The 26,235-nt window shown below is 66.1% G+C and carries 24 protein-coding genes; 5 read left to right on the top strand and 19 right to left on the bottom strand.

Features of this window, described 5'->3' with window-relative positions:
• Nucleotide 1 precedes the first annotated feature (1 nt).
• Nucleotides 2-454, bottom strand: coding sequence for a YdeI/OmpD-associated family protein (locus ACWGPE_RS05760; protein WP_275506996.1), 453 nt, complete (start codon nucleotides 452-454; stop codon nucleotides 2-4).
• A gap of 80 nt (nucleotides 455-534) precedes the next feature.
• On the opposite strand from ACWGPE_RS05760, the gene ACWGPE_RS05755 reads away from it, so the two are divergent.
• Complete coding sequence (locus ACWGPE_RS05755) at nucleotides 535-900, top strand: cupin domain-containing protein (RefSeq protein ID WP_275506995.1); 366 nt, start codon at nucleotides 535-537, stop codon at nucleotides 898-900.
• A gap of 66 nt (nucleotides 901-966) precedes the next feature.
• Here the strand turns inward: ACWGPE_RS05755 and ACWGPE_RS05750 are convergent, their stop codons facing one another.
• Nucleotides 967-1,536 carry a dihydrofolate reductase family protein gene (locus tag ACWGPE_RS05750; protein ID WP_452048320.1) on the bottom strand — a complete coding sequence of 190 codons (570 nt, stop codon included), beginning with the start codon at nucleotides 1,534-1,536 and terminating at the stop codon, nucleotides 967-969.
• Between the two features lie 259 nt (nucleotides 1,537-1,795).
• Here ACWGPE_RS05750 and ACWGPE_RS05745 point away from each other — a divergent pair, with 259 nt between their 5' ends.
• Nucleotides 1,796-2,233 (top strand): hypothetical protein, encoded by a 438-nt coding sequence (locus ACWGPE_RS05745; protein WP_231429276.1) that lies wholly within the window; start codon nucleotides 1,796-1,798, stop codon nucleotides 2,231-2,233.
• A gap of 37 nt (nucleotides 2,234-2,270) precedes the next feature.
• On the opposite strand, the gene ACWGPE_RS05740 is transcribed toward ACWGPE_RS05745, so the two are convergent.
• The 5 genes from ACWGPE_RS05740 to ACWGPE_RS05720 all read right to left on the bottom strand — a co-directional run bounded on the left by ACWGPE_RS05740 (nucleotide 2,271) and on the right by ACWGPE_RS05720 (nucleotide 6,938).
• Nucleotides 2,271-2,858, bottom strand: coding sequence for a GNAT family N-acetyltransferase (locus ACWGPE_RS05740; protein ID WP_231429275.1), 588 nt, complete (start codon nucleotides 2,856-2,858; stop codon nucleotides 2,271-2,273).
• A gap of 375 nt (nucleotides 2,859-3,233) precedes the next feature.
• Nucleotides 3,234-3,860 (bottom strand): uracil-DNA glycosylase, encoded by a 627-nt coding sequence (locus ACWGPE_RS05735; RefSeq protein ID WP_452048319.1) that lies wholly within the window; start codon nucleotides 3,858-3,860, stop codon nucleotides 3,234-3,236.
• Nucleotides 3,861-4,053: 193 nt separating this feature from the next.
• Nucleotides 4,054-5,190, bottom strand: coding sequence for an ATP-binding protein (locus ACWGPE_RS05730; protein ID WP_452048318.1), 1,137 nt, complete (start codon nucleotides 5,188-5,190; stop codon nucleotides 4,054-4,056).
• Nucleotides 5,187-5,825 (bottom strand): hypothetical protein, encoded by a 639-nt coding sequence (locus ACWGPE_RS05725; protein ID WP_452048317.1) that lies wholly within the window; start codon nucleotides 5,823-5,825, stop codon nucleotides 5,187-5,189. Before ACWGPE_RS05725 ends, ACWGPE_RS05730 begins: the two co-directional genes overlap by 4 nt.
• A gap of 495 nt (nucleotides 5,826-6,320) precedes the next feature.
• On the bottom strand, nucleotides 6,321-6,938 hold the full coding sequence (locus ACWGPE_RS05720; RefSeq protein ID WP_452048316.1) for an HD domain-containing protein: 618 nt from the start codon (nucleotides 6,936-6,938) through the stop codon (nucleotides 6,321-6,323).
• Nucleotides 6,939-7,083: 145 nt separating this feature from the next.
• Between ACWGPE_RS05720 and ACWGPE_RS05715 the strand changes: the two genes are divergently transcribed.
• Together ACWGPE_RS05715 and ACWGPE_RS05710 are read left to right on the top strand one after the other, a co-directional pair.
• Nucleotides 7,084-9,006 carry an alpha-amylase family glycosyl hydrolase gene (locus ACWGPE_RS05715; protein WP_452048315.1) on the top strand — a complete coding sequence of 641 codons (1,923 nt, stop codon included), beginning with the start codon at nucleotides 7,084-7,086 and terminating at the stop codon, nucleotides 9,004-9,006.
• Nucleotides 8,999-9,775 (top strand): hypothetical protein, encoded by a 777-nt coding sequence (locus ACWGPE_RS05710; RefSeq protein WP_452048314.1) that lies wholly within the window; start codon nucleotides 8,999-9,001, stop codon nucleotides 9,773-9,775. Before ACWGPE_RS05715 ends, ACWGPE_RS05710 begins: the two co-directional genes overlap by 8 nt.
• A gap of 10 nt (nucleotides 9,776-9,785) precedes the next feature.
• Here the strand turns inward: ACWGPE_RS05710 and ACWGPE_RS05705 are convergent, their stop codons facing one another.
• The 5 genes from ACWGPE_RS05705 to ACWGPE_RS05685 all read right to left on the bottom strand — a co-directional run bounded on the left by ACWGPE_RS05705 (nucleotide 9,786) and on the right by ACWGPE_RS05685 (nucleotide 15,671).
• A complete protein-coding gene (locus ACWGPE_RS05705; RefSeq protein ID WP_452048313.1) occupies nucleotides 9,786-10,799 on the bottom strand; it encodes a LacI family DNA-binding transcriptional regulator in 1,014 nt (337 codons plus the stop codon).
• A 32-nt stretch (nucleotides 10,800-10,831) separates the two neighbouring features.
• Nucleotides 10,832-11,782 (bottom strand): sugar ABC transporter permease, encoded by a 951-nt coding sequence (locus ACWGPE_RS05700; RefSeq protein ID WP_452048312.1) that lies wholly within the window; start codon nucleotides 11,780-11,782, stop codon nucleotides 10,832-10,834.
• Nucleotides 11,782-13,383 carry an ABC transporter permease subunit gene (locus tag ACWGPE_RS05695; protein WP_452048311.1) on the bottom strand — a complete coding sequence of 534 codons (1,602 nt, stop codon included), beginning with the start codon at nucleotides 13,381-13,383 and terminating at the stop codon, nucleotides 11,782-11,784. Before ACWGPE_RS05695 ends, ACWGPE_RS05700 begins: the two co-directional genes overlap by 1 nt.
• A gap of 90 nt (nucleotides 13,384-13,473) precedes the next feature.
• The gene (locus ACWGPE_RS05690; RefSeq protein ID WP_452048310.1) at nucleotides 13,474-14,721 is read right to left on the bottom strand and encodes a sugar ABC transporter substrate-binding protein; all 1,248 of its coding nucleotides are present in this window, start codon (nucleotides 14,719-14,721) and stop codon (nucleotides 13,474-13,476) included.
• 146 nt (nucleotides 14,722-14,867) lie between these two features.
• Complete coding sequence (locus tag ACWGPE_RS05685) at nucleotides 14,868-15,671, bottom strand: aminoglycoside N(3)-acetyltransferase (protein ID WP_452048309.1); 804 nt, start codon at nucleotides 15,669-15,671, stop codon at nucleotides 14,868-14,870.
• A gap of 106 nt (nucleotides 15,672-15,777) precedes the next feature.
• Here ACWGPE_RS05685 and ACWGPE_RS05680 point away from each other — a divergent pair, with 106 nt between their 5' ends.
• A complete protein-coding gene (locus tag ACWGPE_RS05680) occupies nucleotides 15,778-16,629 on the top strand; it encodes an alpha/beta fold hydrolase (protein ID WP_452048308.1) in 852 nt (283 codons plus the stop codon).
• A gap of 239 nt (nucleotides 16,630-16,868) precedes the next feature.
• On the opposite strand, the gene ACWGPE_RS05675 is transcribed toward ACWGPE_RS05680, so the two are convergent.
• The 7 genes from ACWGPE_RS05675 to ACWGPE_RS05645 form a co-directional block, all read right to left on the bottom strand.
• Nucleotides 16,869-17,921, bottom strand: coding sequence for a LacI family DNA-binding transcriptional regulator (locus ACWGPE_RS05675; protein ID WP_452048307.1), 1,053 nt, complete (start codon nucleotides 17,919-17,921; stop codon nucleotides 16,869-16,871).
• Nucleotides 17,918-19,309 (bottom strand): glycoside hydrolase family 13 protein, encoded by a 1,392-nt coding sequence (locus tag ACWGPE_RS05670; RefSeq protein WP_452046060.1) that lies wholly within the window; start codon nucleotides 19,307-19,309, stop codon nucleotides 17,918-17,920. The genes ACWGPE_RS05675 and ACWGPE_RS05670 overlap by 4 nt, the downstream gene beginning before the upstream one ends.
• Complete coding sequence (locus tag ACWGPE_RS05665; protein ID WP_452048306.1) at nucleotides 19,309-20,130, bottom strand: carbohydrate ABC transporter permease; 822 nt, start codon at nucleotides 20,128-20,130, stop codon at nucleotides 19,309-19,311. The genes ACWGPE_RS05670 and ACWGPE_RS05665 overlap by 1 nt, the downstream gene beginning before the upstream one ends.
• Nucleotides 20,127-20,930, bottom strand: coding sequence for a carbohydrate ABC transporter permease (locus ACWGPE_RS05660; protein ID WP_452048305.1), 804 nt, complete (start codon nucleotides 20,928-20,930; stop codon nucleotides 20,127-20,129). Before ACWGPE_RS05660 ends, ACWGPE_RS05665 begins: the two co-directional genes overlap by 4 nt.
• 173 nt (nucleotides 20,931-21,103) lie before the next feature.
• Complete coding sequence (locus ACWGPE_RS05655) at nucleotides 21,104-22,372, bottom strand: ABC transporter substrate-binding protein (protein WP_452048304.1); 1,269 nt, start codon at nucleotides 22,370-22,372, stop codon at nucleotides 21,104-21,106.
• A 25-nt stretch (nucleotides 22,373-22,397) separates the two neighbouring features.
• A complete protein-coding gene (locus ACWGPE_RS05650) occupies nucleotides 22,398-24,179 on the bottom strand; it encodes a glycoside hydrolase family 13 protein (RefSeq protein WP_452048303.1) in 1,782 nt (593 codons plus the stop codon).
• Between the two features lie 126 nt (nucleotides 24,180-24,305).
• A complete protein-coding gene (locus tag ACWGPE_RS05645; RefSeq protein WP_452048302.1) occupies nucleotides 24,306-26,096 on the bottom strand; it encodes an alpha-amylase family glycosyl hydrolase in 1,791 nt (596 codons plus the stop codon).
• Nucleotides 26,097-26,235: the final 139 nt, after the last annotated feature.

Raw genomic sequence — 26,235 nt, 5'->3', positions numbered from 1 at the left:
GTCAGTCGGTCGCGGAATCGCGCAGCTGCGCGAGGAGCTTCTCGACGCGGCGCGACCGGGTGTCGGCCCCCTTCGCCTGGCCGATCACCCGCGCCTGCTGACGACGCCGGCTCACGGTGAGAGCGTCGAACGCGGCTCGAGCGGTCGGGTCGGCATCGAGCGCCGCGGTGAGCTCCGGCGGCTCGTCGACGGTGATCGGCTCGTCGTCGAGCGCGAGGCCGATGGTGACCTCGTCGCCGACCTCGGCCCCGGTCGCCGCCCGGTTCGCGTTGCTGAAGCCGATGAGGTTGCGTCCGAGCATGATCGCGAGACGGGTTCGCCACGTGTGACCGTTGATCGTGACCACGACACGCGGTCGCTTGCCGCCTCCGAGCCCGTCGACCACCTCTGGCGGCACCTCGAGCCCGCGCATCTTCTCGTGCGGTTCGACGATCGAGGTGAACTGGAGTGCCATGCGGCCATCCTGCCGCAGGGCCTCGTTCAACGACAGGGATGTCTCCGCGACATCCCTGTCGCCGTCGTAGGCTCGTTGGAGTGAGCGATGAAGTGCGCAACCTCAGGGCGGCCCTCGCCGCCGTGCCCGAGCCGTGGCAGCCGCACCGGCTGACGAGCGTCAACGACTACGACGTGAAGGTCGTGAAGCTCCTCGGCGAGTTCGTGTGGCACAGCCACCCCGAGACCGATGAGCTCTTCATGGTGCTGAGCGGTGAGCTCACGATCCAATTGCGCGACCGCGACGTCGTGCTCGGCCCCGACGACGTGTTCGTCGTGCCGAAGGGGGTCGAACACTGCCCGCGCGCCGACGCCGAGGTGCACGCCGTGCTCTTCGAGCCGCACGGCACGGTCAACACCGGCGATGCCGGCGGAGCGCTGACGTCACCGCTGCGCGAGCTCGACTGAGGCCATCGCCTCGGACCTCGACCGCGACCGCGCGCCGAGGTCCGCTGTGCTCTCGGATCGGGGTCGTCACGCCGTGACTCGCGCGGGCCGGTATCGCATGGCGACCACGCCCGACCGGAACTCGTGGCGATCGACGAGCTCGAGCCGGATGCGTTCGCGCAGGCCGGCGAGCAACGTCGGCCCGTGCCCGGCGAGGACCGGCTGCACGACGAACACGTACTCGTCGATCAAGCCGAGGTCCGCCAGCGCCAGGGGGAGCGTCACGCCACCCACGAACAGGCCCTCGCCCGGCTCCTGCTTGAGCCGCTGAACCGCTCGCCCCACGTCGCCTCGCACGAGTTCAGCGTTCCAGTCGACGCCGCTCAGCGTGCTCGACACGACGTGCTTCTTCGCCCGGTCGATGGTCTCGGCGAACGGGATCTCCCACTCGTCCATCCAGTCGGGCCACGTGCCCGCGGCGGGCCGCCGCCACGCCGCCTCCATCATCTCGTAGGTCACCCGTCCGAAGAGCAGGGCGTCGGCCCGTTCCATCTCCTCGGTCCAGTAGCGCATCGACTCCTCGTCGGGAGGGAGCCCTGCCTCGTGATGGCAGCAGCCGTCGAGAGTCACGTTGATCGAGTATCGAAGGGGTCTCATCTCGTCGCTCTCCCTGATGCGTGCATCGCGCCGTCGCCGGACCGTGCTGAGACCATTGTCGGCGGTATTCCCCATCGGCGCCCGATCCCCTCCTCCTTCCGTATGTCCGGCGCTGCGTTTCGGGCGCTTCCTGCACGGCTTCGTGCGCTGTCGGGCGATCGGGCGAGCTCGATCAGGATTCGAGAAGCGCCGCGGTGCTCGATTCCGTACCGTGAAGGCAGATCGTATTTGACCGGAAGACATCGAGAAGGAGCAACCCATGGCTACGACGAAGACCGACGGACTCTCCGCCGACGAACGTGCCGCCGTCAAGCAGCGCGCGGCAGAGCTGCGGGCCGAGGCGAAGGCCGGCAAGACGCGGGAGGCGGGCGAGAAGGCGATCCGCGAAGCGATCGCCGCGCTGCCCGATGACGACCGCGCGATCGCCGAGGGCATCGACCGCATCGTGAAGGATGTCGCGCCGCAGCTGTTCCCCAAGACCTGGTACGGGTTCCCGTCCTACGCCGACGCGAACGGCAAGATCGTGGTCTTCTTCAAGCCCGCGTCCAAGTTCGAGTCGCGCTACGCGACGCTCGGTTTCGAGGAGGCCGCCCAGCTCGACGACGGCGACATCTGGGTGACCTCGTTCGCGCTGCTCGCGCTCACCCCCGAGACGGAACGGCGCATCACCGAGCACATCCGCAAGGCCGCCGGCTGAGCCCGCCACTCGGCGAACCGACCGGGCGAGCCCGGCGTCAGCCGTGGGCCGGTGCGACCGTCTTGCGCATGACGGTCTTGCTCTTGCCGATGTGCCGCTCGAACGTGAATCCCGCCTTCTCGAACATGGCCCTCGTGCCGTTGTGGAGGAACGACGACGACGTCCGCTTGCCGGGGGCGAGCTCGTTGGGGAACGAGACCACCTCGCCCCCGCCGGCCTGGGCGATCAGCTCGAGCGCGCCGTCGAGCGCTTCTCGTGCCACTCCCGACCGTCGATGGTCGCGGTCGACGAAGAAGCAGGTGATGCGCCACGGCGCCGGCGTGGTCTCGCCGGCGTCGTACTGCTTGCGGTGGTAGATGTTCGGCAGTTCGACCGGACTGCCGTACTCGCACCAGGCGATCGCGTCGTCGCCGTCGAAGACGAGCGCGGCGTGCGCGACGCCCTCCGCCACGAGTCGCTGCTTGAACGTCGGCCGGTCGTAATCGTCCTTGACGGTGCGCTCCGTGTCGCCGTGGAAATACGAGCAGTAGCACCCGCCCCAGACCCCGTTGTGCTTCTGCGCGAGCGCCAACCACGCCGGGAAGGTCTCGGGAGTGAGCGGCTTGATCACGTGCGACGTCGTCACTCCCGTCTCACCCGCCACACGTCTCGGCCCGTGCGGCGGCCCGCCGATCCGAGACTCGCCATCGCTCGCGGAAGATGGCTGGCGTGCCTCCGCTCGGGACGTCCTGATCGGCCATGGCAGACTCCTCGCGTCGTGGTGCCAGTCTGCCGACGACTGCGATGTTCGACAAGGTCGGCCGGCACGCCGATCTGCGGGCGTGCGAGTCGGATCGGGCTGCCATTGTCGATGCGGCCGGCAACGCCGCGACGACAGGTTGCGCGAGAACCGGCGAAACGGCTGTTGGGCTACTCCCTAGATTGTCCCCCAGAAGGCCGTCCTGGGCCTTCCCGCCAACAGTTTGTCTCGCAACTCCGCCAACTAGATTGTCCACTCGCGTCAGAGATCCCAGAGCTCGCCCAGAGCCGCGATTCCGGATCTGAACTCTGGGGCACCCCCGTTGGCAGGGTGCCGGAGGGCAACTACGCGACTGCTGGCGGATGCGTCTCCGACCCCAGGCACCTCGAGACCAAGGAGTCTCTCGATACTCGTTCGCGCAGGGTTGCCGACGCAGATGACTCGCCGGCCGGCTACTGCCAGCAGGAGCGAATCCATACCGGCGGCCAGTTCGGAATCTGTCGGAGTCCGGTTCGTCCGCGGCGAGCCGGCTCGGTGGGGATGGAGTGGGAAGGCGTTCCACAGCAAGGCACGGTCGGCGATTCCCAGAGCGGCGAGCATGCCGTGCATGATGGTCGCGCTTGCCTCGCTGGAGCCCTGGAGTCCGACAGTCTTGGCTGAGGTGAACGGCACTCCCGACTGACGCGCACCTTTCCAACCCGGTGCTTCACCGACGATGACGATGTCTCCGTCGCTCACGCGGTCGAGGTGAGCGAGAAGACGATCACACCGTTCAACGGCGGTCGTACGAAAGTCGCCTTCTACGTCGCTGTCGGGAAGATAGAAGTTCATCGCCATCGTCGTTGACGGGATCGCCAACACCGAGTCCAGCAAGCGGCCTGCTGCCACACGCGACTCCTTCCTCGAAAATCCCAACATCGCTGGCTCAGCGTATCGAGGCCAACCGACGCCTCGAAGCGCGAATTCTCGGCTCAGTGAGCCGAGAACTCGGACCAGATCCGGTTAGCCGCGACAAGTGAATTCTTGGCACGGTGAGCCGAGAATTCGGCCGCCCCGTCGGGTTACTCGTGGAGGGCCCCCTTCAGGACACCGTCGCAAGCTCAAACTCAAAGGTCGTGAGGTAGAACCCAGGGAAGCGCGGCTGCTCCTGGGCTTCCTGGGCGCACACAATCCCAAGGCGCAGTCCGTCGGAGATGTGCTTCGCCGCGGCGAGCCCGATCCCTTGTCCTGCGCTCTCTGCTCGTCGTGCCGCCTTTGCCCGCACCTTCATGACGAAGATGTTCTTCAGCTCGTCCTCCTCGATCAGGGGGCCCAGGGAACGAAACTGTACGGTAACCGATTGTGCGTGCTCGACGAAGGCGATGCTCGCCTCGGAACGAGGCGGCGCGTACTTCACCATGTTGTCAAGGAGCGCCTGGATCAGAGTCCCGATTGCATCCCCGTTGTAGCGCGCCTGTCTGAAGGTCTGACCAAGATGAATCTTGAGATTCTTCATGTTCGCATCCCAGTCGTAGATGCGCTTGTACTTCAGGATGAGCGGGTGGATGCCGAACGTGCTCTCGCGCCCCATTGCCCTGTTTACTTCGTTGATGTACTGCAGAGAGTTCATCTTGAAGACCATGAGCTGCGTCGCGAAGAAGATCGCTCCTTCGTTGTGTAGTTGCTCGGCCGCTTCTTCCGGAGCCAAGTCGGGGAAGCGCTCCGCAAGCAACGCCTCTGCGTAACTCTTGACGCGCTTCACCATCTGCATGAAATCGTGGCTCTGGTTCAGGTCGTTCTCGGCATCACGCCGCAACTGCGCTGCAACCGCTCGCTGCATATCCGGATCGGACTTCAACGACGCGACTGCGACCTCGCGGTTCGCTTCAAAACTGTCGACAACGCCGGGGCCGAGCTCGCGTACTGCGTCGACAGAATGCTTGAGCCTCGCCGACGGAACATGCCGCTGGCGCTCCAGTCGGATGCGCTTTTTCGCTCTCGATGTCGGGCTGGGAATGTCCGGCGCCACGAGGCCAGCGGTCACGCGATCCTTGTCGATGCGGGCGTAGGTGAGGCCATATCGGCACAGCTTGGGAACGCCGTACTCCTTGGTGTCATCATCGACGCACTCACGCGTGGGGCACCGCGCACAGTCGCGGTGGACGTCGAACAGCGAACCGTCCGATATCGAACTATCCGTCATGGTCGGAAACGGGTACAGCTTCCAGACGTCGCTCACGCGATCGTGTCCTTCAGCACCTTGATTCCCACGCTGATGACGAATGCCGCGACCTCGCGGACGTGTTCGTTTCCAAGGGTCTTCGAAAGGTAGGAGTCGAGCGGTCCGAGGTTTCCCGTCCTCAACGCCTTCAGAGCGAGCGGCACTGCCTTCGGAGCCTTTGCCGCGTCAGCGCCGAGGCCCAGATTCATCGATGCGATGAAGTGATCGGGGGTGGCACGTCGCATGAGCAGCGTGTCGATCTGTTCGCGAAACTCGAAGTACGAGCTCGCCTTATCCATGACCGCATCCGCCTTGGCGAGAGTCATGGCGTCCTTTACGCCCTGCGGGTTGGCGGAGTACACAATCACCACTTGCGCAGGGTTCGACTTCTTGATGTGGTCGAGGATGCCGATTCCCTGGCGTTCGGGCGAGTGACGCAAGCCGACCCCATTGATGTCAAGCAGAACCAGCGCGTAGCTACCGTCCGTAAGACTGTCGGTATCTTCCACATCGAACCATCGAGTGACATGGAAATGATCGACCTCGAGCTGTCGCTGGTGCGGCCACTCCTGGTCATCGATGATCAGAATCTGGGCCCGCTTCCGCACGTCCCCCAGCGACGGCGCCACGAATTCCTTTCGACGGTTGAACATGCGGCGACTCCCGGGTCCTAACTGCTCGTCCCCACAGCGTGGACGTTGCGCACCCCAGCTCATGGCTGGTCACAGCGCCAGCCGGCGACGGCGCACGATCGTGCCAGGTTGTGTTGCCGAAGGGTGGGATCCCAACGGCCGCGTCGGTTTGGTGCACGACTCCGGGCCCCCGATTCATCGAGATGATCCGGTATCCAGATCGATCGGGCCGCAATCGCGGTCAGGCAAGGCCAGACCGACGGCGCCCATTGCTCTCTGACGGCGGGGTGTTGGCCGAGCGGCGCTGCAAGTGGTCAACACACTGGTGTCTGCCCGCGTGAGAACGAACGCCAGCGCGCGTCGCTTCCCGTCGCAGACCCGGTGGTTCTTCGTCGTCAACCCGCCGCGGGAGCGGCCAATGTCGCCTCCTGGGATGCGCGGGAGGGCGCCATTCGCCGGGCCGAACCGATCCCACCGCGCCGTTGATGGGCCGCCGACAAGTCCTGCACGGTGCAGTTAGTCGCACCAAGGCACGTCGATGGCCCCCGCTTCGAGCCTGGTGTTACCGCCCGCCCGGCGTTCGCGCGCAAGCTCGCCGGCCAGCGTGTAGGGCGCCCCAGCCGACGGGGAGCGCTCTGCGTGCGTTACAGCCGCGTCGACGATCGACCGCACGGCATTGAGCCTGGGGAACTGCTCGTGAACTGCGGCCGCCCGTTCCACCGAGATCATGGGGTGGCGACCCAGATCAGCGAGAACGCCTGCGCGCGTCAGCCGTGCGAGGGGTCCACGGCGCTCCGCGATGCCACCTGACGTGTGAAGGGCGATCGCTTCCCAGACCTCGTCCGCATACTGTTCGCCGAGCCCGTGCGCGATCAGTCGGGACACCGCGAGGTCTGCACCCTCCACCTCGAACCGTTGCTGCCCCTCGGCGTCCGGGCCCAGGCCGAGGTCATGCATCGCGGTCGCGGCGAACAGCAGTTGCCGGTCGTAACCGGCCGGCTCCGCGTCTTGCGCGATCAACTCGGCAAATAGGAAGGTCCGGAGGCTGTGGTTCCGCAGCGACTCAGGCAGCGGTTCGATTGCGCTGAACACGACGTCTGCGAGGGGCCCGGTGGGGAGGATCGAGTTGGTCACGGAGGGATGCTACAGCCATCCGAGCAGCGATCTGCAAGAACTTTCATGCGACGCAAATGATTGCTATCGTTTCCCCGACCATCCGTGCGGCGTCCTGCCGCCGTACCCCGAGCGCGCTTTCGGGCGCATGAATGAAGGCAGGCGTATGCGCTGGCACGATCTTCCCCACCACGATGGCTCCGAGCTCTACTCGCCCGCCCCCGCCGACGCGGCGACGGATGTGCGGCGGCCCCGCGTCCGAGTCCCCCGCACCTTCGGGACGGTGTCGAGCGTATGGCTCCGCGTGGTGGTCGATGGGGAGCCGCAGTTCCTGCCAATGCGCCGGGTCGAGGTCCCCATCGCAGGTGACGACGCGCAGTGGTGGGAGGGCGCCTTCACGGTCGCGAATCCCGTGACGTCCTACCGGTTCCTGCTGAACGCGGCCGAAGGGCGCGCATTCTGGCTCAACGGCGAAGGCATTGACGAAGTCGAACCGCTCGACGCGCTCGACTACCGCGCGACGACCTTCCCGGCGCCACCCAAATGGGCGACCGAGCAGACGATGTACCAGATCTTCCCTGATCGCTTCGCGCGCTCCGCGGCCGCCTTGACCCGCCCCGCCCCCGCCTGGGCGATCACCGCATCGTGGAACGACGACGTGGTGCACCGCGGCCACGACACCCCTCGCCAGTTCTTCGGGGGCGATCTGGACGGTGTTGCCGAGAGGCTCGATCACCTCGCGACACTGGGAGTGACGCTCATCTACCTGACCCCGTTCTTCCCTGCACAGTCGAACCACCGGTATGACGCGAGCACCTTCGATCGGGTCGACCCGATGCTCGGCGGCGACGAGGCGCTCATCCGCATGGTGGAAGCGGCACACGCGCGAGGCATCCGAGTGATCGGAGATCTCACCACGAACCACACCGGCGATGCGCACGAGTGGTTCCGCGCCGCCCGCGGCAACCCGTCGGCCGCCGAGTCCGACTTCTACTACTGGAACGACGAAGCTCACACGGACTACGTCGCCTGGTACGGCGTACCGAGCCTGCCGAAGCTGAATTGGAACTCGCACGAACTGCGCCGGCGGTTCATCGAGGGGCCGGACAGTGTCGTGGCGAAGTGGCTGCTTCCTCCTTATGGTCTTGATGGTTGGCGCATCGATGTCGCCAACATGACCGGGCGGCAGGGCGAGGACGACCTGAACACGCTTGTGCAGCGGACGGTGCGTCGCACGATGGACGAAGTCGCGCCCGGCAGCGTGCTGTTCGCGGAGTCGACGAACGACTCCAGCCGCGACTTCGACGGTTCCGGGTGGCATGCACCCATGAGCTATTCGGCGTTCACCCGTCCCCTGTGGCACTGGCTGCGCGAACCGGAGACGGCACCTGTGCACCACTACGGGATCCCGTACGAGCAGACACCGGCCGCGTCGGCGGAGTCGTTCGCCCGGGCGTTCCGTCGTTTCAGCGCCCCGATGCCGTGGGCGGTGCGATCCCTCGCGATGAACGCGATCGACACGCACGACACCCCGCGGTTCGCGGAACGGGCCGACACCGCAGCGCAGTTGGTCGCGGCAGGTCTGTCGTTTGCCCTGCCGGGCACGCCGGTCATCTTCGCGGGTGACGAATTCGGTCTGCGTGGCAGTGACGGCGAAGCTTCACGAACCCCGCTCCCCTGGACTTCGGATGCCGCTCTCGCGCCGGAGTATGCGCGTCTCGCGGCCGCTCGCGCCGCGTCACCGGCGCTTCGCGCGGGCGGCCTGCGCTGGCTGCACGCGGGAGCTGACGCCGTCGCATTCGTGCGGGAGCTTGAGGACTCGGCCGAGATCGTCGTCGCGTCCCGATCCGCCGCCGAGATCTCGCTTCCCACTGCATCGCTCGGCGGCCGTGCGGTCGACGAGTTCGCGCCGCCTGCGGTGACCTTTGGCGAACTGACCCTCGATCGAGCCGCAGACCGGCTCCGGTGGCGCACGAGCGGACCCTCGTTTGGCATCTGGTCAGTTCGCGCGACTGGAGCCGTCTCGGCCGCCGCAACGACGGAGGCCGGAGCTGCGCGCCGAGAGGCGTTCGAGTCCGCACATGCGTGACCTGCACCGTTTCGACGAGCTCACCGGGCGTCTCACGACCGGGTTCGCCCGTGTCCCTGGTGCGCACGGCCTTGTCGTGGTCGGTTCGACCGCCGCCGCAACGCGACGCGACCGGTGGTCCGACCACGACTTCCTGGCGCTCGTCGACGACGAGACGGCTGCTTCCGCGAGGGCGTCACTCGACTGGCTGCCCGAACCGGAGCGCATCGTGCTGCTCGCCCGCGAAGGCGCGCTGGGGTTCTCAGTGCTCTACGACGACGCCCACCTGCTGGAGTTCGCCGTCGCCTCCGTCGACGAGCTCGCCGGTGTCGCGATCGACGAGGCACGCCTCACCTTCGGCGACGAACGTGCACGCGCGTTCGTCGCCGAAGGGCGCGAGCGACTGAGCAACGTCGCGCCGGGCGACGCCGTCGGCGAGGCAGGCCTGACGTTCGTGAAGCTGCTCGTCGGCTACGGGCGTGCCCGCCGCGGCGAACGGGTCGTCGCCGGTCAGTTCGTCCGCACCTGGGCGGTGGGGCACCTCATCCGCGCGATCCGCGCACGCATCGAACCCGCCGCAGGCGTACGAGAAGACGCGCTCGAACCGGCCCGGCGATTCGACGCCGCCTACCCCGGGATCGCCGACCGCCTGGACGCCGTGCTCTGCCAGCCTGTTGAGGACGCGGCACGCGGTGTCGCCGCGCTCGCACGTGACGTCCTCGAGCCCGCCTGGCCCGAGTTCCCTAGCCGTGCAGCGGACGTCGTGGAGACAGTTCTTACGGAAGATTGAGATCCGGCGATCAGTTCTCGCCCGGCGCCGGCCCGGTGGACTCCCGCACGACGAGTTCGGGCTGGAAGATGTACTCGGTGCGGTAGGCCAGGATCCCGTTCATTTCGCCGACGAAGGCGTCCGCGATTGCAATCCCCATCGTGGGAACCGGCTGGCGAATAGTGGTAAGAGGCGGCCAGCAGCTGCGCGCCAGGATCGAGTCATCGAATCCGACGACCGAGAGATGACCCGGGACTGAGAGCCCCTGCCTGCGGGCTTCGGCCAGCACTCCCACTGCCATGAGGTCGCTCGCGCATATCACGGCGGTGCATCCTTCTGCGATGAGTTCTCGGGCGCCGCTCGCGCCGCCATCGTCGGACAGCAGCCCATGCACCACTGGTGCAACAGCGGTCGGGCCGAGGGCTTCGTGCATCGCCGACCGGAATCCCTGGGTGGCCCGGCGGGTAGGCACCCAGGACTCCGGTCCGCTGGCGAATCCGATTCGGCGGTGGCCCATCGCGACCAGGTGGCGGACCGCGATCGACATCGATGCGACGTCGTCGATGGAGAAGAACGGAGCGTCGACGCCCTCGCGGTATCCGTTCACGAACCCCAGCGGCAGCCCGAGCTCACGCAACGCCTGGTAGCGGTCGGTCGATTCTGCCGTGTCAGCGTGCTGCCCTGCCACGAAGAGGATCCCCGATACACCTGCCTCGACGAACATGTCGATGATCTCGTCCTCGTGAAGGCCGCCCTCGCTCTGCGTGCCGATGAGCGGGGTGAAGCCGCGGCGAGCGAAGTTCGGTGCGAGCGCTTGCGCGAAGGCAGGAAAGATCGGGTTCACCAGCTCGGGCAGCAGCACGCCTACGGGGCGCGCTGTACGGCTCCGCAGCCGCGAAGGCCGTTCATACCCGAGCACATCGAGGGCCGTAAGGACCGCCCGTCGCTTCGCAGGCGCGACGCCAGGCTTGTCGTTGAGAACACGGCTGACGGTCGCCTCACTGACGGCGGCATGCGCTGCGATGTCAGCGAGAGTGGCACCCATGGCCGCAAGGCTAGCACCGCGCGATCTCGCGGCTATTTCACCGCTCCGGCCGTCAGGCCGCCCACGATGTACTTCTGCAGAAGGAAGAACAGGAACACGACCGGCAGCGCTGCAAGGACCGCTCCGGCGGCGAACACCGGCCAGTTCGCGGAGGTCTCCTGAGACACGAATTGGTACAGCCCGACGGCCAGCGTCTGCTTCGACGGATCGGTGAGCAGCACGCTCGCCACCACGAACTCGCTCGCCGTGCCGATGAACGACAGCAGCCCGACGACGGCGAGGATCGGCGCCGAGAGCCGCAGGATGATCGTGAAGAAGATGCGGGCGTGCCCCGCCCCGTCGAGCTTGGCCGCCTCGTCGATCGACGCGGGCACCGTGTTGAAGAAGCCGTACATGAGGTAGGTGTTCACGCCCAGCGCGCCGCCGAGATAGACGAGGATCAGGCCGAGCTGCGAGTCGAGCCCGATCGCCGGGAAGACGTCGCCGATCGCGGTCATCAGCAGGAAGATCGCGACGACCCCGAGCAACTGGGGGAAGAGCTGCACGATCAGGATCGTGGTGAGGCCGAATCGCCGGCCGCTGAACCGCATCCGCGAGAATGCGTACGCGGCGAGGGCGCCGAGGAAGACCGTTCCGAGTGCTGCGGCGGAGCCGATCATGATCGTGTTCGCGAACCAGGCCGCGTAGGGCTGCGTCGGGTTGGTGAACAGTGCGATGTAGTTGCCCGCGTCAATCGAGGCGAAGAGCCCGTTGGAGCCCACGAGGCTTCCGTTCGGGTTCAACGACGCCGACACGATGTAGAGGATCGGGAACACGGCGATCACGCTCGTGACGACGGCGACGAGGTACTTGGCGGCGAGCCCGAGCCGGCCGCGGCGACGCTGGGACGGTCCGACGTGCACGGCGCGCCGGCTGCCGCCGGGGTTGACCGCCGGGGAGTGGGCGGTGTCGAGCTCGAACGGGTCGGCGGTGATGGGTTCCATCAGTTCAGCTCCTCGAGGGCTTTGGTCCGCCGGAAGCCGACGATCGAGATCGCGGCCACCAGCAGGAAGATGATGATCGAGAAGGCGCTCGCCAGGCCGTAGTCGCGCCCGCTCGTCTCGCCGAACGCGACCTTGTAGACGAGGGTGATCAGGATGTCCGTGGCCCCGACGTTCATGTCGGTGGAGATGTCTTGCGGGCCGCCCTCGGTGAGCATGTAGATCACGTTGAAGTTGTTGAAGTTGAACGCGAAGGCCGCGATCATGAGCGGCGCCATCGTCACCATGAGGAGCGGCAGCTTGACGCGCCGGAAGACGGTCCACGCCCCGGCCCCGTCGACGCGTGCCGCCTCGACGTACTCCTCGGGGATCGACTGCAGCGCCCCGGTGGCGACGAGGAACATGTACGGATAGCCGAGCCAGAGGTTCACCATGAGGATGCTCACCTTGGCGAGCACGGGATCCGTCAGCCAGGGGATGTCGGCGCCGCCCAGCAGCACCTGGTTGATGAACCCGAACTGCGAGTTGAGCATCCCGCTCCAGATGAGCGCCGACAGGAAGGCCGGGAACGCGTACGGGAGGATCACGAGCACCCGGAAGGTCCGGCGGAATCGCAGCCTGGGGTCGTTGAGCAGGAGCGCGAGGAACACGCCGACGGCGAAGGTCGCCGCGACGGTGAATCCGGCGAACACGAAGGTCCAGACGATCACCTGCAGGAGCGGCCCGCGAATCGACTCCTCGGTGAAGGCCGCCACGAAGTTGGCGAAGCCGACGTCGATCTTCCAGCCGGGCATCAGCTCGACGCCCTCCTCGGACACGAAGGCACCGGTGCCTTCGTCGCGATAGACCGTCCCGGTCTCGACGTCGACGAAGGTGTCGGTCGCCTCGTCGTAGTGCATCGAGGCCGAGTAGACATAGGCCTTCGCGCCGTCAGGGGTGCGCAGCGCGCCGTCGTCGAGGTCATCGGAGAGCGGCACGCTCATCGCGGCGATCTCGGACTGCTGCTCGAGCATCTGGGAGAAGTCGAGCGTCTCGTAGCCCTGCAGTGCGACCGCGCGGCCGCCCTCGAATTCCGCGTCGTCCGCCGGTTCGAGGGGCCGCCCGTCTCCACCCACCATGGCGGTGCCGTCCTCCTCGGTCACGAGAAAGGACAGTTCGCCGAAGCGCTCGAGCACGACCATGTCGTACGCCGGCGAGTCGGGCACGCGCGACAGCGACTTCTCGATCAGCACCGAGATCGCGTCGTCCTTGTCGCCCATGTGCCCGTCGCCGTAGTTGGTGAAGGCGATGTAGCCGCTGTAGACCACGACGTAGAGCTGGAAGACCACGAGGAAGACGGTGCCGGGCACGAGGTACTTCGCCGGGAGCATTCCACGACGCAGATAGACCCAGTTGATCGCGGCTGCGGCGAGGAGCACTACGGTGACGACCAGCCACTGCTCGTCCAGTGCGAGCACGAACGCCGCGTAGAGCACGAGTGCGTCGAGAAAGCCCAGGCAGGCGATCTTGACGAGCATCGCGCCCGGGGTTCGCCGCGATCGGGGCGGAGCCGGGCGGGGTGCGGCGGCGGGCGCAGGGGGCGCCTCAGGGGTGGTGGCGGTCATGGTGCTCCATCGACGGCGGCGGCGTGGTCGGGTTCTGGTTCGGGTGGTGCTGCGGGCCGGGGCGAAGGGCAGTGCCCCGACCCGCAGCGGTCATTCCGCGATGTCGGCGGCGATGCGATCCGCCATCGTCTGCCAGGCCTCGGCCGGGTCGCCCGCGGTGTTGTTGACGAGGGCGGCCTCGGTCGCACCCCAGTAGTTCCAGACCGCGCCCATCTCGGGGATGGCCGGCATCGGCACGCCCGTGAGGCCGATCTCGCCGTACGCGCCCACGTCGGGGTTCTCAGCGGAGGCGATCTCGAAGGCCGACGTCAGCGCCGGAGGTCGCCCGCCGGCTTCGTAGAGGGCGAGCTGCACCTCTTCGCTGCCGAGGTAGTTCACGACGAACTCGTTGGCGGCGAGCGCGTTCTCGCTCTTCGCGCTGACGAAGAAGCCCTGCACGCCGACGAAGGGCGTCGGCGCCTCGGGGCCCGCCTGCGGGATCGGGTCGATGGCGTACTCGATGCCCGCCTCCTTGAAGGCCGGGAGGTTCCACGATCCCGAGAGCATGTACGGCGACTTGCCGGCCGCGAACTCGTCACGGGCGATCTCGTTCGTGATGTTGGTGTTGAGCACCCCCTCCTGGCCCCACTCGACGAGCTTCGCCGCGAACACGTCGCCGCCGGGGCTGCCGATGAGCAGGTCGTCGGGGTTGTAGCTGCCGTCGGGGTTGGTGCCGAACAGCGGAGCACCGTACGAGGTCTGCAGCGGGTAGAGGTGGTACGGGTCCGACTCGGGGCCCGAGGGGACGAGCACGGGGTACTGCGCCGCGCCGCTGGCGACCACGGCCTGCCCGGCGGCGACGAGGTCGTCCCAGCTCGCCGGGGTCGACGGCGCGAGAGCGGTGTTGCGAACGAGGGCGATGTTCTCGATCGAGACCGGCAGCCCGTAGGTCGTTCCCTCGTAGCTCATCGCACGGATCGCGACATCGGAGTAGTCGGCCGCGCTGTCGCCCAGCTCGAGCGGAGCGACCACGCCGTTCTGCACGAAGAGCCCGAGCCAATCGTGCCCGCCGACGATGACGTCGGGGCCCTTGCCGGTCGGCACCTGCTTGACGAAGTCCTCCTTCATCACATCGCCGTACTCCTTCTGCACGAGCTTCACCGTGATGCCCTTGTCCTCCTCGAACTGGGCCGCGATGTCCTTCAGCTCCTCCGCCCGGTTCGGGTCGACCCAGACCGTGAGCGTCTGCGAGCCGCCGCCCGAGTCGGACGATCCGCCGCTCGAGCATCCGGTCAGTGCCGCGGTCGCGACGAGACCGCCGACGACCAGCGCCGTGGTGGCGCGGTACTTCACCCTCATTGGTGCTGCCTTTCCGTGTGATCAACAGGCCGCAACCTTGCAAGCGCTTCCAGTATCCGTGGAATCGGGTCGCGCCGATGCGGTGAACAGCATGTTGGCAGAAGTTTGCCTGTCTTGCAAATTCTTTCAGTCGCGTGATTCGATCCTCATGATGACAGTCGCGGTTGGGCGAAATCGACCAGGCGCGCCAGCTCCATCACCCGGCATCGAGCGGCCCCGATCATCACGCTCTGCGCGCCGCCCACCCGATCGAACTCGGCGCCGATGCTCGCGAAGTGCTCGTCGTCAACGACGGGCTCGTCCCAGCCAACCCAGGTGCGTTGCCCGTCGATCAGCAGCGGCGCCCCGTTGCGCACGCGAGCCCTGTCCGGACCTGCCGCCCGGGACTCTGCCAGGTGCAGCGCCGTGCACGACTCGTAGCCGACGCCGAGGAGCACCACCGTGGCGCCAATGGCGTACAGCCGAGCAAGTGGCGAGTGCTCTCCGAACGGCTCATCCAACGCATGCTCGGCGACGATCCCTTCGGCCTCAAGCCCTTGTGCCGCAAAGGAGCGGTGGGGATGAGCACTGCGTAGAACTCCTGGCTGCGCGCGGAACAGTTCAGCGACTCGACCCATCGTTCGCGTCGGCGTCAGCGCTGGGTCGTAGGCGGGAAGGAGTTCCTTGACGCGCGCACGAGACGTATCGTCGAGCGAGGGATCATCGAGGAAGTCCGGGTCGCAGAGGTGCCAGCTCTGAGTGGGCATCACGATGGTTCCCATCGGACCAACCGCGAGACGCAGCGCTTCTATGACTGTTTGCTCACCGCCCACCACGTTTCCGAACGACGACAGTGCGCAGTGCACCAGGACCGCATCGCCCGGTCCGATCCCGAGGGGAAGGAACCCGGTCACGAGATCATCGACACCGAGAGGCTCGACATTCGGCGGAGAGTCTGCAAGATTTTTCATAGCGTGAGTGTTTCGCATCAACGCGTCGGGGGCAAGATCAAGGCTCAGGGTGCCGAGCCCACAGGACGGACGCCCGAAAGCGATTCCGATTGGGGATGAGAGTCCGGTGACGGCTATCGAGGTGGTGGATGATGTAGGTGTCGAGTACGTGCTGCGATCGCGGGGTGACCGCCTTGCGGTTGTGTTCCATGGGGGACACATGCGCGCAGAGCTGGATATCGGTCACGAGACGTTCATCGAGGCCGGCTGGTCGGTGTTGCAGCCATCGAGACCCGGCTACGGTCGCACACCGCTCAGCGCAGGACCCGACAACGCCGCGTTCGCAGATCGGATCGCTTCGCTGTGCGAACATCTGGGTTATCGAGAAGTCGTCGCGGTAGGAGTCTCTGCCGGGGGCCGAACCGCGATGACCTTCGCGGCTCGGCACCCGGAATTAGTCCACGGCCTGATATTGGAAAGCTCCACGAGCTTTCTTCCCTGGCCAGACCGATTCACCCGCGCCGTCGCAAAGATTGCCTTCCGACCTCACCTTGAACGAGGGACATGGGCAATGACGCGATTCCTCTTCAACCGGTGGCCAGCGTTCACGCTGAAGCGGATGCTGTCGTCGCTATCCACGATCCCCGCTTCCACCGCGTACCAACGATTTGATGAGACCGAGCGCACGAAGCTCGTAGATCTACTGTCCCGCATGCGGTCTGGGGAGGGCTTCGCCAACGACCTACGCATGCCCGCTGACGTCACACAGGAGGTCAGACAGCCCACGCTAATCGTTGCGAGTTGCTATGACGCAGTGGTCAGCTGGGAGCACGCGCAGTCGTTGGTAAGCCGCATCAAGGGCGCCGAGCTTGTCCTGACGAACTCGTTGAGCCACCTCATCTGGATCGGCCCCCATTCGGATGAGGAGCAACAGGCTGTAACGTCGTTCCTCGCTCGTCTGCCACAACCCGGGCTCTGAAGAGAACGCAGTCGGGAGCTCGCACCGTTGCCACACTCAGCACCGCGACGGCCATCGCTTTTGATCGCGCCCCGTTGTGCCGCGTAGACGAGCCAGGCGAAGTAGAGCTGTCGAAAAGCGACCGGCGTGAGTCCCGTATGCATCGTTAAGAGAGACTCGATCAAGCAGTCATTACAGCCTCGATCGCGAGCGGGGAGTCCTCAGCGAGGACGTCGCTCGTACTCCCGTCGGCGACCGACCTATGAGCGCCCCGGTGCGGGACCGGTTGAATCGCGCACGAGGAGCACCGTATGCAAGCGCTGATGATGATCCCGGCCGGCGCTGGCAGCAGCGATCGATTCGACGAGGTACTCCGCTGCCAGGCGGCCCTTGGTCTCGATTGGCTGCCGAATGGTGGTCAGCGAAGGTGCGGACCAGCTCGCCTCGGCGAGGTCGTCGAAGCCGGTCACCGAGACCTCTTGGGGAACGGCGACGTCCGCGTCCCGGGCTGCGTCGAGGACGCCGAGCGCGATGATGTCGCTGAAGGCGACGATCGCGGTCGGGCGTTCGGTTCGCGCCCAGAGTTGGTGGAAGGCGGCAGATCCTCCTGCGCGCGTGCACGGCACCTCGAGCACCGTGATCCCGTCGCTCTCGGGAGTCAGTCCACGCGACGCGAGAGCGGCGATCGCACCTTCCATCCGGCGAAGAACCGGGCCTCGCCAGTTCCGGTATCCACCCTCGGTTCCCGTCTCGATTGCAACGATTGCGATACGACGGTGGCCGAGGTTGAGGAGATGCCCGAGGAGTTCCTCCATGCCCTCACTGTCGTCGATCTCCACGGAGGGAACGTCGTCGTGGAGTTCGCTGTCGACGAGGACGAATGGGATGCCTCGTTGTCGGAGGGCGTTCACCTCGCCGCGATCGTGCTCGAGCCCGCTGACGATGAACCCGTCGACCGCTGCGTACGGGATCGTCTTCAGCATCGAGCCGCGCAGAGGTGGTGCGAGCAGGAGAGTGAATCCCTCGCGCTGACACGTCTGTCCGATGCCCTGAAGGAATTGTGTGTAGTAGGGGTTCTCGAGCACCTTGTCGAGCTGTTGAGGAAGGAGCAGCCCGAGACTGTCGGTGCGGCGCGTTCGAAGCATCCGTGCGGCCGGATCCCCCGAATAGCCGAGTTCGGCGGCGGCCTCGAGGATGTTCTTGACCGTGGCCTCCGCCAGCCGATTCGAGTTGTTGAATGCGAGGGAGACGGCAGTCTTCGACACGTTCGCACGGTCGGCGACGTCTTGCATGGTCACTCTGCGGTTCTTCATGGCCGTGCCTCATTCGTGGACGCGTTCAGGTAGCCGACTCCACCGGCACCGAGCACGAGGGAACCGTCCTCGGTGAGTGTCGCATCGCCGGCAACGACTCGCCACACGCGATCGGCGGCGATTTCGGGCAACGCCGCGATCGGAATGCGGGCTCCGTCCCCGCGGTGGACGATCGCGACCGCGGTAGCGCCTTCCTCTGCTCGCCTGATCATCAAGACAGTATCGCCGTTGAAGGCACGGACCTCCTGGGCTCCCCGCCGAAGAACCGGATGCTCCGCCCGCGCCCGGCTGAAGGAACGGATGCCGTCAAGGAGGTCGTGCGACCATTCCGATTCGCTCCACGGCATTGTGCCGCGGCATCCGGGATCGTTCTCTCCGGTCAACCCGATCTCGTCGCCGTAGTAGAGCATCGGAGCGCCCTCGGCGGCGAACAGCAGCGCATACGCCCGGAGCGCGGCGGGCACATTGCCATCGTGGCGAGTGAGAAGCCGCTCCGTGTCATGGCTGCCGAGCAGGTTCAGCATGCCGAAGTGGAACCCGTCGGGGATGCGGGCACGAAGGTCGTTCATTCCCCCGGCGAAGGCCGGCGCGTCAATCGTGCCATCGGCGGTGAACCCGAGGACGAGGTCGCGGAGTGTGTAGTTCATCGTGCCGTCGGCGAGGTCGCCTTGGAGCCACTCCGCCGGGTCGCGCCACTCTTCGGCGACGATGTACAACTGGTCGCCGAGGCCCTTGACGACGTCACGGAAGCCTCGCCAGAATGTGTGGTTGATGAAGTACGGGACGTCGAGGCGCCAGCCGTCGATGCCCTGTCCGATCCAATACCGTGCGACGGAATAGTGATGCGCGCGCACCTCGGGGTTGTATGCGTTCCATTTCGGCAGGTAATAGCAGCCCGAGCACGTGCGGTAGTTCGGTGTTGGATGGGGGGTGACGGGGAAGCCCTCGACCGAGAACCAGTTGACGTACTCGGATGAGGCCTCGTTCTCGACGACGTCACGGAACGCCCAATGGCCGTCGCCGCAATGGTTGAACACGGCGTCGAGCACGACCCGGATCCCGCGGTCGTGGGCGGCGTCGAGGAAGCGGCGGAAGGCGTCGAGGTCGCCGAGTCGGTGATCGATCGTGAAGTAGTCCTTCGCGTCGTACCGGTGGTTCGTGTCGGCCTCGAAGATCGGGGTGAGATAGATCGCGTTCGCGCCGACCGAGACGATGTGATCGAGATGCTCGGTGATGCCTGCGAAGTCACCGCCGAAGAAGTTCTCGCGCGTCGGTTCTGCACCCCAGGGTTCGACCCCTGGCGGGTCGAGCGTGGGGTCGCCGTTGGCGAAGCGCTCGGGGAAGATCTGGTAAAAGGTCGCGTCGGCGAGCCAGTCGGGTGTCGGCATCAGTCTTTCAATCCGGTCGAGGCGATTCCGCGCACGAGTGCGCGCTGGAAGAAGAGGAAGACGACGATGCTCGGGATCGTCGCGGTGAGGGTCCCGGCCATCAGGTAGTTCCAGCTCGTCCCGTAGCGTCCGACGAACGATGCGAGCCCGATCTGGATCGTGCGTACCTCGTCGGTGTTCGTGACGAGGAGCGGCCAGAGGAAGTCGTTCCAGGCGAAGAGGAAGCTGAAGATGCCGAGCGTGGCGAATGCCGGGGTGGACAGCGGCACGATGATTCGGAAGAACGTGCCGATGCGGCTGCATCCATCGATACGTGCCGCGTCCTCGAGTTCCAACGGGATCGAGGCGAAGTACTGGCGGAGCAGGATGATTCCGAAGACATCTGCCAGGCGGGGCACGATGAGACCGGCGTAGCTGTCGATCCAGCCGAGGTCGGCGACGATCGCGTAGGCGGGGATGATCGTCACGAATGTGGGGATCATCAGCGCGGCGAGCAGGACCACGAAGATCACGTTCTTGAACGGGAAGTCGAGCCGGGCGAACGCGTATGCCGCAAGGGCGTCGAGCACGAGATGTCCCGCCACGATCCCGACGGCCATGATGATGCTGTTCAGGTAGTACTGGCCGAAGGGTGCGGCCTCCCACGCGTGGAGGTAGTTCTCCCAATGCCATGAGGTCGGCAGGATCGAGGTGTTCGTGTACGTTTCGGCGCGGCTCTGCAGCGAGGTGGTGAACATCCAGAGGAACGGGACGACGACGAATCCCGCCCCCAGGATGAGGATGAGGTGGCGGCCGAGCGCGAGTCTGCGATGTGGATTCATCGGAGTGACGACCTTCCTGATCCCGACGCGCGCCACTGCACGAGCGTGACGCCGAGCACGAGGAACAAAGTGACGAACGCGATCGCGGTGCCGTACCCGAAGTCGCCGAGCCGGAACGCCTCCCGGTACATGAGCATGCCAAGCACCTCGGTGCCGCCCTGCGGGCCACCGCCGGTCAGCACGTAGACGAGGTCGAAGGCCTGGAAGCTGGTGATGAGCGCCTGCACGACGACGAAGAACGTCATCGGCGCAAGAAGGGGAATCGTGAGGAAGCGAAGCCGTTGGGTCAGGTTCGCCCCGTCGAGCTGCGCTGCTTCGAACACGCCTTGCGGGAGTGCTTGCAGCGCGGTCAGGTAGAGCACGGCGTTGAAGCCCAGGTTCTTCCAGACGGTGAGCAGCGTGAGGGCACCGAGCGCGAGCCAACGGTCCTGGAGCCAATTCGGCCCTTCGATACCGATCTGGGCGAGCAGCGCGTTGACCAGGCCGGCCGGATCGAGCATGTATCTCCACACGATCGCGGCGGCGACGGAGGACGTCACTGCCGGAAGGAAGTACACGCCGCGGTAAAAGCCGCGACCGCGGAGCGGTGCATCCAGGAGCAGGGCGATGGTGAGGCCCGATGCGACCGAGAGGAGGCATACGCCGACCGCGTAGATGCACGTTACGAGCAGGCTGTTCCAGAACTCGGGGTCCTGGGCGAGGCGGATGTAGTTGTCCAGGCCGACGAACTCCTTCACCGGGTCGAACCCGTTCCAGGAGGTCAGGCTGATGTAGCCGGCGGAGACGATCGGGTAGAGCACGAATACGCCGATCACCGCGAGGGCGGGCAGGAGGAAGAGAACCGCGGTGAGGATCTGCTCGCGCTCATAGCGGCGCTGCCGACGCGGTTTGTCCGTTCGGGTCGCTCGGGGGGGCCCGCCCGGGACGCTCGCGCGTCCCGGACGGGTGGTGCTAGTCATTGTCACGGATCGTGTCAGCCGTTCGCGATGACGTCGTTGACGGCCTTTTCGGCGTTGGTGAGGGCGTCCTCGACACTCGCCTGGCCGCTCAGCGCTGTCTCGATCTCCTGAGCGAAGGCGAGGGAGATCTTCGGGTACAGGGGGGTGTTCGGACGGGCGTGTGCGTCGGCCATCTGCTCGACGTACGGCAGTAGCCGCGGCTCGGTGGTGTTCACCCAGTCGAGGTAGTCGCTGCTCGTGGCCACGGAGTTCGTGACCGGGAGCATGCCCGTCGTCTCACTCCAGCTCGTGACCTGTTCGGGCTCCAGGAACCAGGCGAGGAAATCTGCGGCTGCCTTCGACTCTGCGTCTGAGTTGTCGAAGACCATCGCCTGCTCGCCGCCGAGGTTGGTCGCGGGGACTCCGTCGCTGGGGTACGGGGCCTTGCCCACCCCGAAATCGAAGGGCGGGTCCGCCGCCCAGATGCCGACCATCCACGAGCCTTCCTGCGCGGAGCCGCCCTGACCCTTCTCGAATTCGCCCCACTTGGCGTACGGGCTCACGCCGGAATCGATGAGGTCGACCCAGAACTGCAGCGCCTTCTCGCCCTCGGGCGTGTTGAACGCGGCCGCGGAGTTGTCCTCGGTGAGGAACTCGCCGCCGGCCTGCCAGAGGTTGACCTGAAAGTTCCAGGTCAGGCCCTCGCCGTTGTCGCCCGCTTGCGTGAACAGGTCGTAGCCGGGCTTGCCGGTCTTCTCGAGCACAGCCTTGCCCGCCGTCATGAGCTCCTCCCAGGTCGTCGGGGGCTGCTCCGGATCGAGGCCAGCCTCTTCGAACAGGGTCTTGTTGTACATGTAGGCGAGGTTGTTCGCCGACACCGGGACGGAGACCTGCTTTCCGTCGATCGTCCCGAAGGAGGTGAGCGCGGGGTTGATGTCAGCGATCGTGGACTCCGGAAGGAGGTCGGAGAGATCGGCGAGCGAGCCGATCTGTTCGATCTGCGGCACCCAGACGAGGTCGCCGATCGCGATGTCCGGGAGCGTCTTCGAGGTCGCCGATGCCCGAAGCTTGGTGAGGAAGTCAGCGTTCGGCACGTTCGACGTGCTGATCTTCACGTCGGGGTGGGCGGCGTTGTACTCCTCCGCCATGGCGTCGAAGGTGTCGGCGTTGGTGCCGTCCCAGTAGTGCCACACGGTGACCTCGGTCACGTCGCTACCGTCGTCTCCGGCGGCGCTGCAGCCGGCGAGTGCAAGCAGTCCGACGGCTGCGCCGATCGCGGCGATGGTGAGTGTTCTGCGGTGCATCATTGCTCCTTGGGTATGAACGGCGCTACTGCGCCACGGTGTGCAGGTTTGGTGCTTGCGAGCCGAAGCCGGCTCCGGGGGTCGCGTGGGCAGCCGCATCTGCACGCGCGGGGCTGAGCGCGAACCAAGCCGCGCTGTCGACCGGGACGACGTCGCTGCCGCCCGCGGAAGTTGCTGTGGACACGATCACGGGGCCGAAGCCCCACTCCGAGGGGATGATCGCCGGCTGGACGCCAAGGTTGACGACGCATGCCCCGCCACCTCGCGTGAATGCGAGGAACTGCGGGTCGCCGGTCTCCAGCCATGTCATTGATTCGGAACCTCTGAAGAGTTCCCGGCGCTGCCGAACGAGTCGCTGGTAGAGGTGGAGTGTCGAGTCGGGGTCGTCCTGCTGCGTGTCGGCGGCGAAGGCCTCGAACCAGTTCGGTTGGGGGAGCCACGGCGCTGCGGAACCTTGAGGGGTGAAGCCGAAGTTCGGTTCTCCGGCCGCCCACGGCAGAGGAACGCGGCATCCGTCTCGGCCGAGCTCGCGTCCAGCAGAGCGCAGCCAGATCGGATCCTGCCTCGCACTGTCGGGCAGATCGAGGACCTCGGGGAGACCGAGTTCCTCCCCTTGGTACAGGTACGCGGTCCCGGGGAGTGCGAGCAGGAGCGCCGCCGCGGCGCGTGCCCGGCGAATGCCGCGGTCGAGGTCCACTGTTCCGCGCCGGCGGGCCGCCGCGATCATGTCGGTCGGCTCCGGTGCGTCGAGCGATTGCTCCTGCCCGTACCGGGTCACCGTCCGGTGCACGTCGTGGTTCGAGAGCGTCCAGGCCGGCGCGCCACCGTCCGCCGAAGCGGTGGCCAGCCCGGTCTCGATCGCGGCACGCAGGCGAGGGCCGTCCCACGGCTGCACGAGTAGCTCGAAGCTGAACGCCTGGTGCAGCTCGTCGGGGCGGAGATAGGCGCCGAGCCGTTCGACCGACGGGACCCAGATCTCTCCGACGAAGTACTTCGGCTCGGGGTGACGGTCGCCGATCGCGCGCCATGAACGGAAGATGTCGTGCACTTCGGGTTGGTCCCACATGTCGTAGTTGTGGCCGCCCGAGCCGTCCTCGGCGCCGGGCCAGTCGGCGAGTTCGACGGATTTGACGTGTCCGTGCGCCACGTCGATCCGGAAGCCGTCCACGCCAAGTCCGAACCAGAACGTGAGCACCTCATCGAAGTATGCGGCCACCTCCGGGTTTCTCCAGTTGAAGTCCGGCTGCGCGCGGTCGAACGCGTGGAGGTACCACTGTCCGGGTCGACCGTCCGCCTCGATGATGCGCGTCCATGCTGGCCCGCCGAAGACGCTCTGCCAGTTGTTCGGCGGCTGGGCTCCGTCGGCACCCCGGCCGTCTCGGAAGATGAAGCGCTCCCGCTCTGGGCTTCCCGGGGCTGCAAGCAACGCTGCTTTGAACCAGTCGTGCTGGTCGGAACAATGGTTCGCGACCATGTCCATGAGGACCCGGATGCCACGGGCGTGCGCGTCTTCGACCAGTCGCGCGAGGTCGTCCACCTCGCCATATGCAGGATCGATCGCGAAGTAGTCGGCGATGTCGTAGCCATGGTCTCGCTGCGGCGACGCGTAGCACGGGTTCAGCCAGATGGCGTCGACACCGAGCGAGGCGAGGTCCGGGAGCGCCGACCGGATGCCGGGGAGATCTCCGATTCCGTCGCCGTTGCTGTCTCGGAAGGAGCGCACGTACACCTGGTAGACGACGGCGTCCTCCCACCAGCGTGTGGCTGTGGAGGGAGCCACGATCCGCTCCGTGCGGGATGCGTCCATGAATGGGTTCCCTGGGCCGGCGGTGTGTGCCGCGAGGGTTGGTGTCATCGGGTTGTCCTGATTCTGTTCGGGGCCGTCCGGGCGGCGTCGGTTGCGGCCACGCCGCCCGGACGGGGTCGATTGGGCCTAGAAGGTCGGATAGATGTCGATCACGTCTCCGCCGGTGCCCGAGTAGTTGCCGCCGGTCGACCAGGTGACGTCGTCGATCAGGGGCTTGAACTCGAAGGTCTCGCCGTCTGGGATGCGCTCGAGCTCGAACTCCCAGATATCGGTAGCCACGTTTCGAGCGCCGCGACCGTCCGTCCACGTGAACGGGTACTCGTCGCCGCGGATGGTGATCGAGTGGCCCAGACCGGTGTTGTAGTGCACCCGGATCTTGGTGGTGTTGCGCGCTTCAGGGCTGTACGTCGACACCGGTGTGCCGGGTGCGTAGACCTTCGTCTCGTGTTCGCCCATACTCACGGTGATCTGCTTCCCTGTCGCACCGCCGGACGTGACTGTGACCGTGTCGCTGGTGTTCATGAGGTTGGTGAGCACTGTGCCGACCGCGATCGAGCTCTCCGCTCGCAGCGGAATCGTGCGGTTCTGCGTCGTCCACGAGTTCGAGGAGATCGTGATCGCCTCGGCTCCGGTGCTGTCGACGCGACGGGAGAACCCGTACACGTTGGTGTCCGACCACATTTCCCGCTGGGTCCCGACCTGGAGAGCGGGGTAGGCCTTCTTGATGGTGGTCAACCGCTGGATGTGCTTGTACAGGTTCGACGTCTGGTCGAAACTCGTCATGTCCTTGCGATTGTCCTTGTTGGCGATCGGCACCTCGTACGGGTTGCCGTTGCCGTCGTCGGCCTGCTCGGTGCCGTAGTAGATCACGGGGATGCCGCGGCTGGTCAGGAGGAAGGTCAGCCCCGACCGGAGTCGCTGATAATTGTCGTCCGCCCAGGTGAGGAAGCGCGCCCGGTCGTGGTTGTCCAAGAACGTCTCGAGCCGGTTCGGGTTGGCATACTTGTAGTCCTGATCGAAGAGGTCACCAAGGGCGTTCATGTTCGTGTCAGCTGAGAACGCCTCCCGGACGGTGAAGAAGTATGGGAAGTCGAGCACACCCCACTCGTAGTCCTGGTATTCAGAGACGTAGTCCACGTCGCCGACGAAGACTTCGCCGAAGGTGGGCACGCCCATCTCAGTCTCGAAGTCCTCGAGCCAGGGCTTCGGCACGGAGCGTGCCGCGTCGACGCGGATGCCGTCGAAGCCGAGGTCGACCCAGTCCTTGTACGTGGTCATCAGGTAGTTGGACACCGTCGTGTTGGACTGGTCCAGGTCGTCGAGCCCGCCGAGGTCGCAATTTTCGATCTGCGTCTGCGTCTCCAGGCCGTTGAACAGGCAGTCACCGTTGTGGTGGAAATAGGAGGAGTTGTCGAGCGGGCTCGCCGGCTTGTAGGTGCTCGGCGAGTACGTCGTCGACGTCCCCGCGAGGTAGTCGGCAGTGTGGTTCGGCACCACATCGAGGATCATCTTCAGCCCCAGGCCGTGTGCCGTGTCGATGAGGGTCTGCAGCTCCGCGGTGTCGCCGAAGTGTTCATTCGGCGTCGCGAAGTCCTTCGTGAAGTAGCCGTGATAGCTCGCCTCGAGACCGTCGCGCGAGAGCGGTTGCTGCTCGGATACCGGCGAGAGCCAGATGGCCGTGACGCCGAGGTCGGCGATGTAGTCGAGCTCGTCTGTCAGCCCGGCCCAGTCGCCGCCGTGGTAGAAGCCGAGGTCGTCGGGGTCGTACTCACCAGCACCCTGGTCGTTGTTGGTGGCGTCGCCGTCCTTGAATCGGTCGACGAGCACCTGGTAGATGACGTCGCCCTCAGCGAGCGGGCCGGGGGACGGCGGCGGATCGGCGTATGCGGGAGTGGCGGCCATCGGTGCGACGAGCACGCCGCCTACGAGAGCGAAACCCGCGGCTGAGGCGATGGAGCGACGAATGCGAGCTGCTGATTGTGCCCGCGATCTGGACTTCAACATGCGTAACCATCCTGACTTCTCTGTCCGATGTGCGTCCTCGGCCGCGAAGGTG

Source organism: Agromyces sp. NPDC055658 (assembly GCF_053618155.1).
This window is presented reverse-complemented; position numbering and strand designations above follow the sequence as displayed.

Coding starts and splice junctions, on each gene's coding strand:
- ACWGPE_RS05750 (WP_452048320.1), bottom strand. CDS start 1,536: ATGAGACCCCTTCGATACTCGATCAACGTGACTCTCGACGGCTGCTGC.
- ACWGPE_RS05745 (WP_231429276.1), top strand. CDS start 1,796: ATGGCTACGACGAAGACCGACGGACTCTCCGCCGACGAACGTGCCGCC.
- ACWGPE_RS05695 (WP_452048311.1), bottom strand. CDS start 13,383: ATGACCGCCACCACCCCTGAGGCGCCCCCTGCGCCCGCCGCCGCACCC.
- ACWGPE_RS05685 (WP_452048309.1), bottom strand. CDS start 15,671: ATGAAAAATCTTGCAGACTCTCCGCCGAATGTCGAGCCTCTCGGTGTC.
- ACWGPE_RS05655 (WP_452048304.1), bottom strand. CDS start 22,372: ATGCACCGCAGAACACTCACCATCGCCGCGATCGGCGCAGCCGTCGGA.
- ACWGPE_RS05690 (WP_452048310.1), bottom strand. CDS start 14,721: ATGAGGGTGAAGTACCGCGCCACCACGGCGCTGGTCGTCGGCGGTCTC.
- ACWGPE_RS05715 (WP_452048315.1), top strand. CDS start 7,084: ATGCGCTGGCACGATCTTCCCCACCACGATGGCTCCGAGCTCTACTCG.
- ACWGPE_RS05705 (WP_452048313.1), bottom strand. CDS start 10,799: ATGGGTGCCACTCTCGCTGACATCGCAGCGCATGCCGCCGTCAGTGAG.
- ACWGPE_RS05670 (WP_452046060.1), bottom strand. CDS start 19,309: ATGCCGACACCCGACTGGCTCGCCGACGCGACCTTTTACCAGATCTTC.
- ACWGPE_RS05760 (WP_275506996.1), bottom strand. CDS start 454: ATGGCACTCCAGTTCACCTCGATCGTCGAACCGCACGAGAAGATGCGC.
- ACWGPE_RS05650 (WP_452048303.1), bottom strand. CDS start 24,179: ATGGACGCATCCCGCACGGAGCGGATCGTGGCTCCCTCCACAGCCACA.
- ACWGPE_RS05710 (WP_452048314.1), top strand. CDS start 8,999: ATGCGTGACCTGCACCGTTTCGACGAGCTCACCGGGCGTCTCACGACC.
- ACWGPE_RS05700 (WP_452048312.1), bottom strand. CDS start 11,782: ATGGAACCCATCACCGCCGACCCGTTCGAGCTCGACACCGCCCACTCC.
- ACWGPE_RS05675 (WP_452048307.1), bottom strand. CDS start 17,921: ATGAAGAACCGCAGAGTGACCATGCAAGACGTCGCCGACCGTGCGAAC.
- ACWGPE_RS05725 (WP_452048317.1), bottom strand. CDS start 5,825: ATGTTCAACCGTCGAAAGGAATTCGTGGCGCCGTCGCTGGGGGACGTG.
- ACWGPE_RS05665 (WP_452048306.1), bottom strand. CDS start 20,130: ATGAATCCACATCGCAGACTCGCGCTCGGCCGCCACCTCATCCTCATC.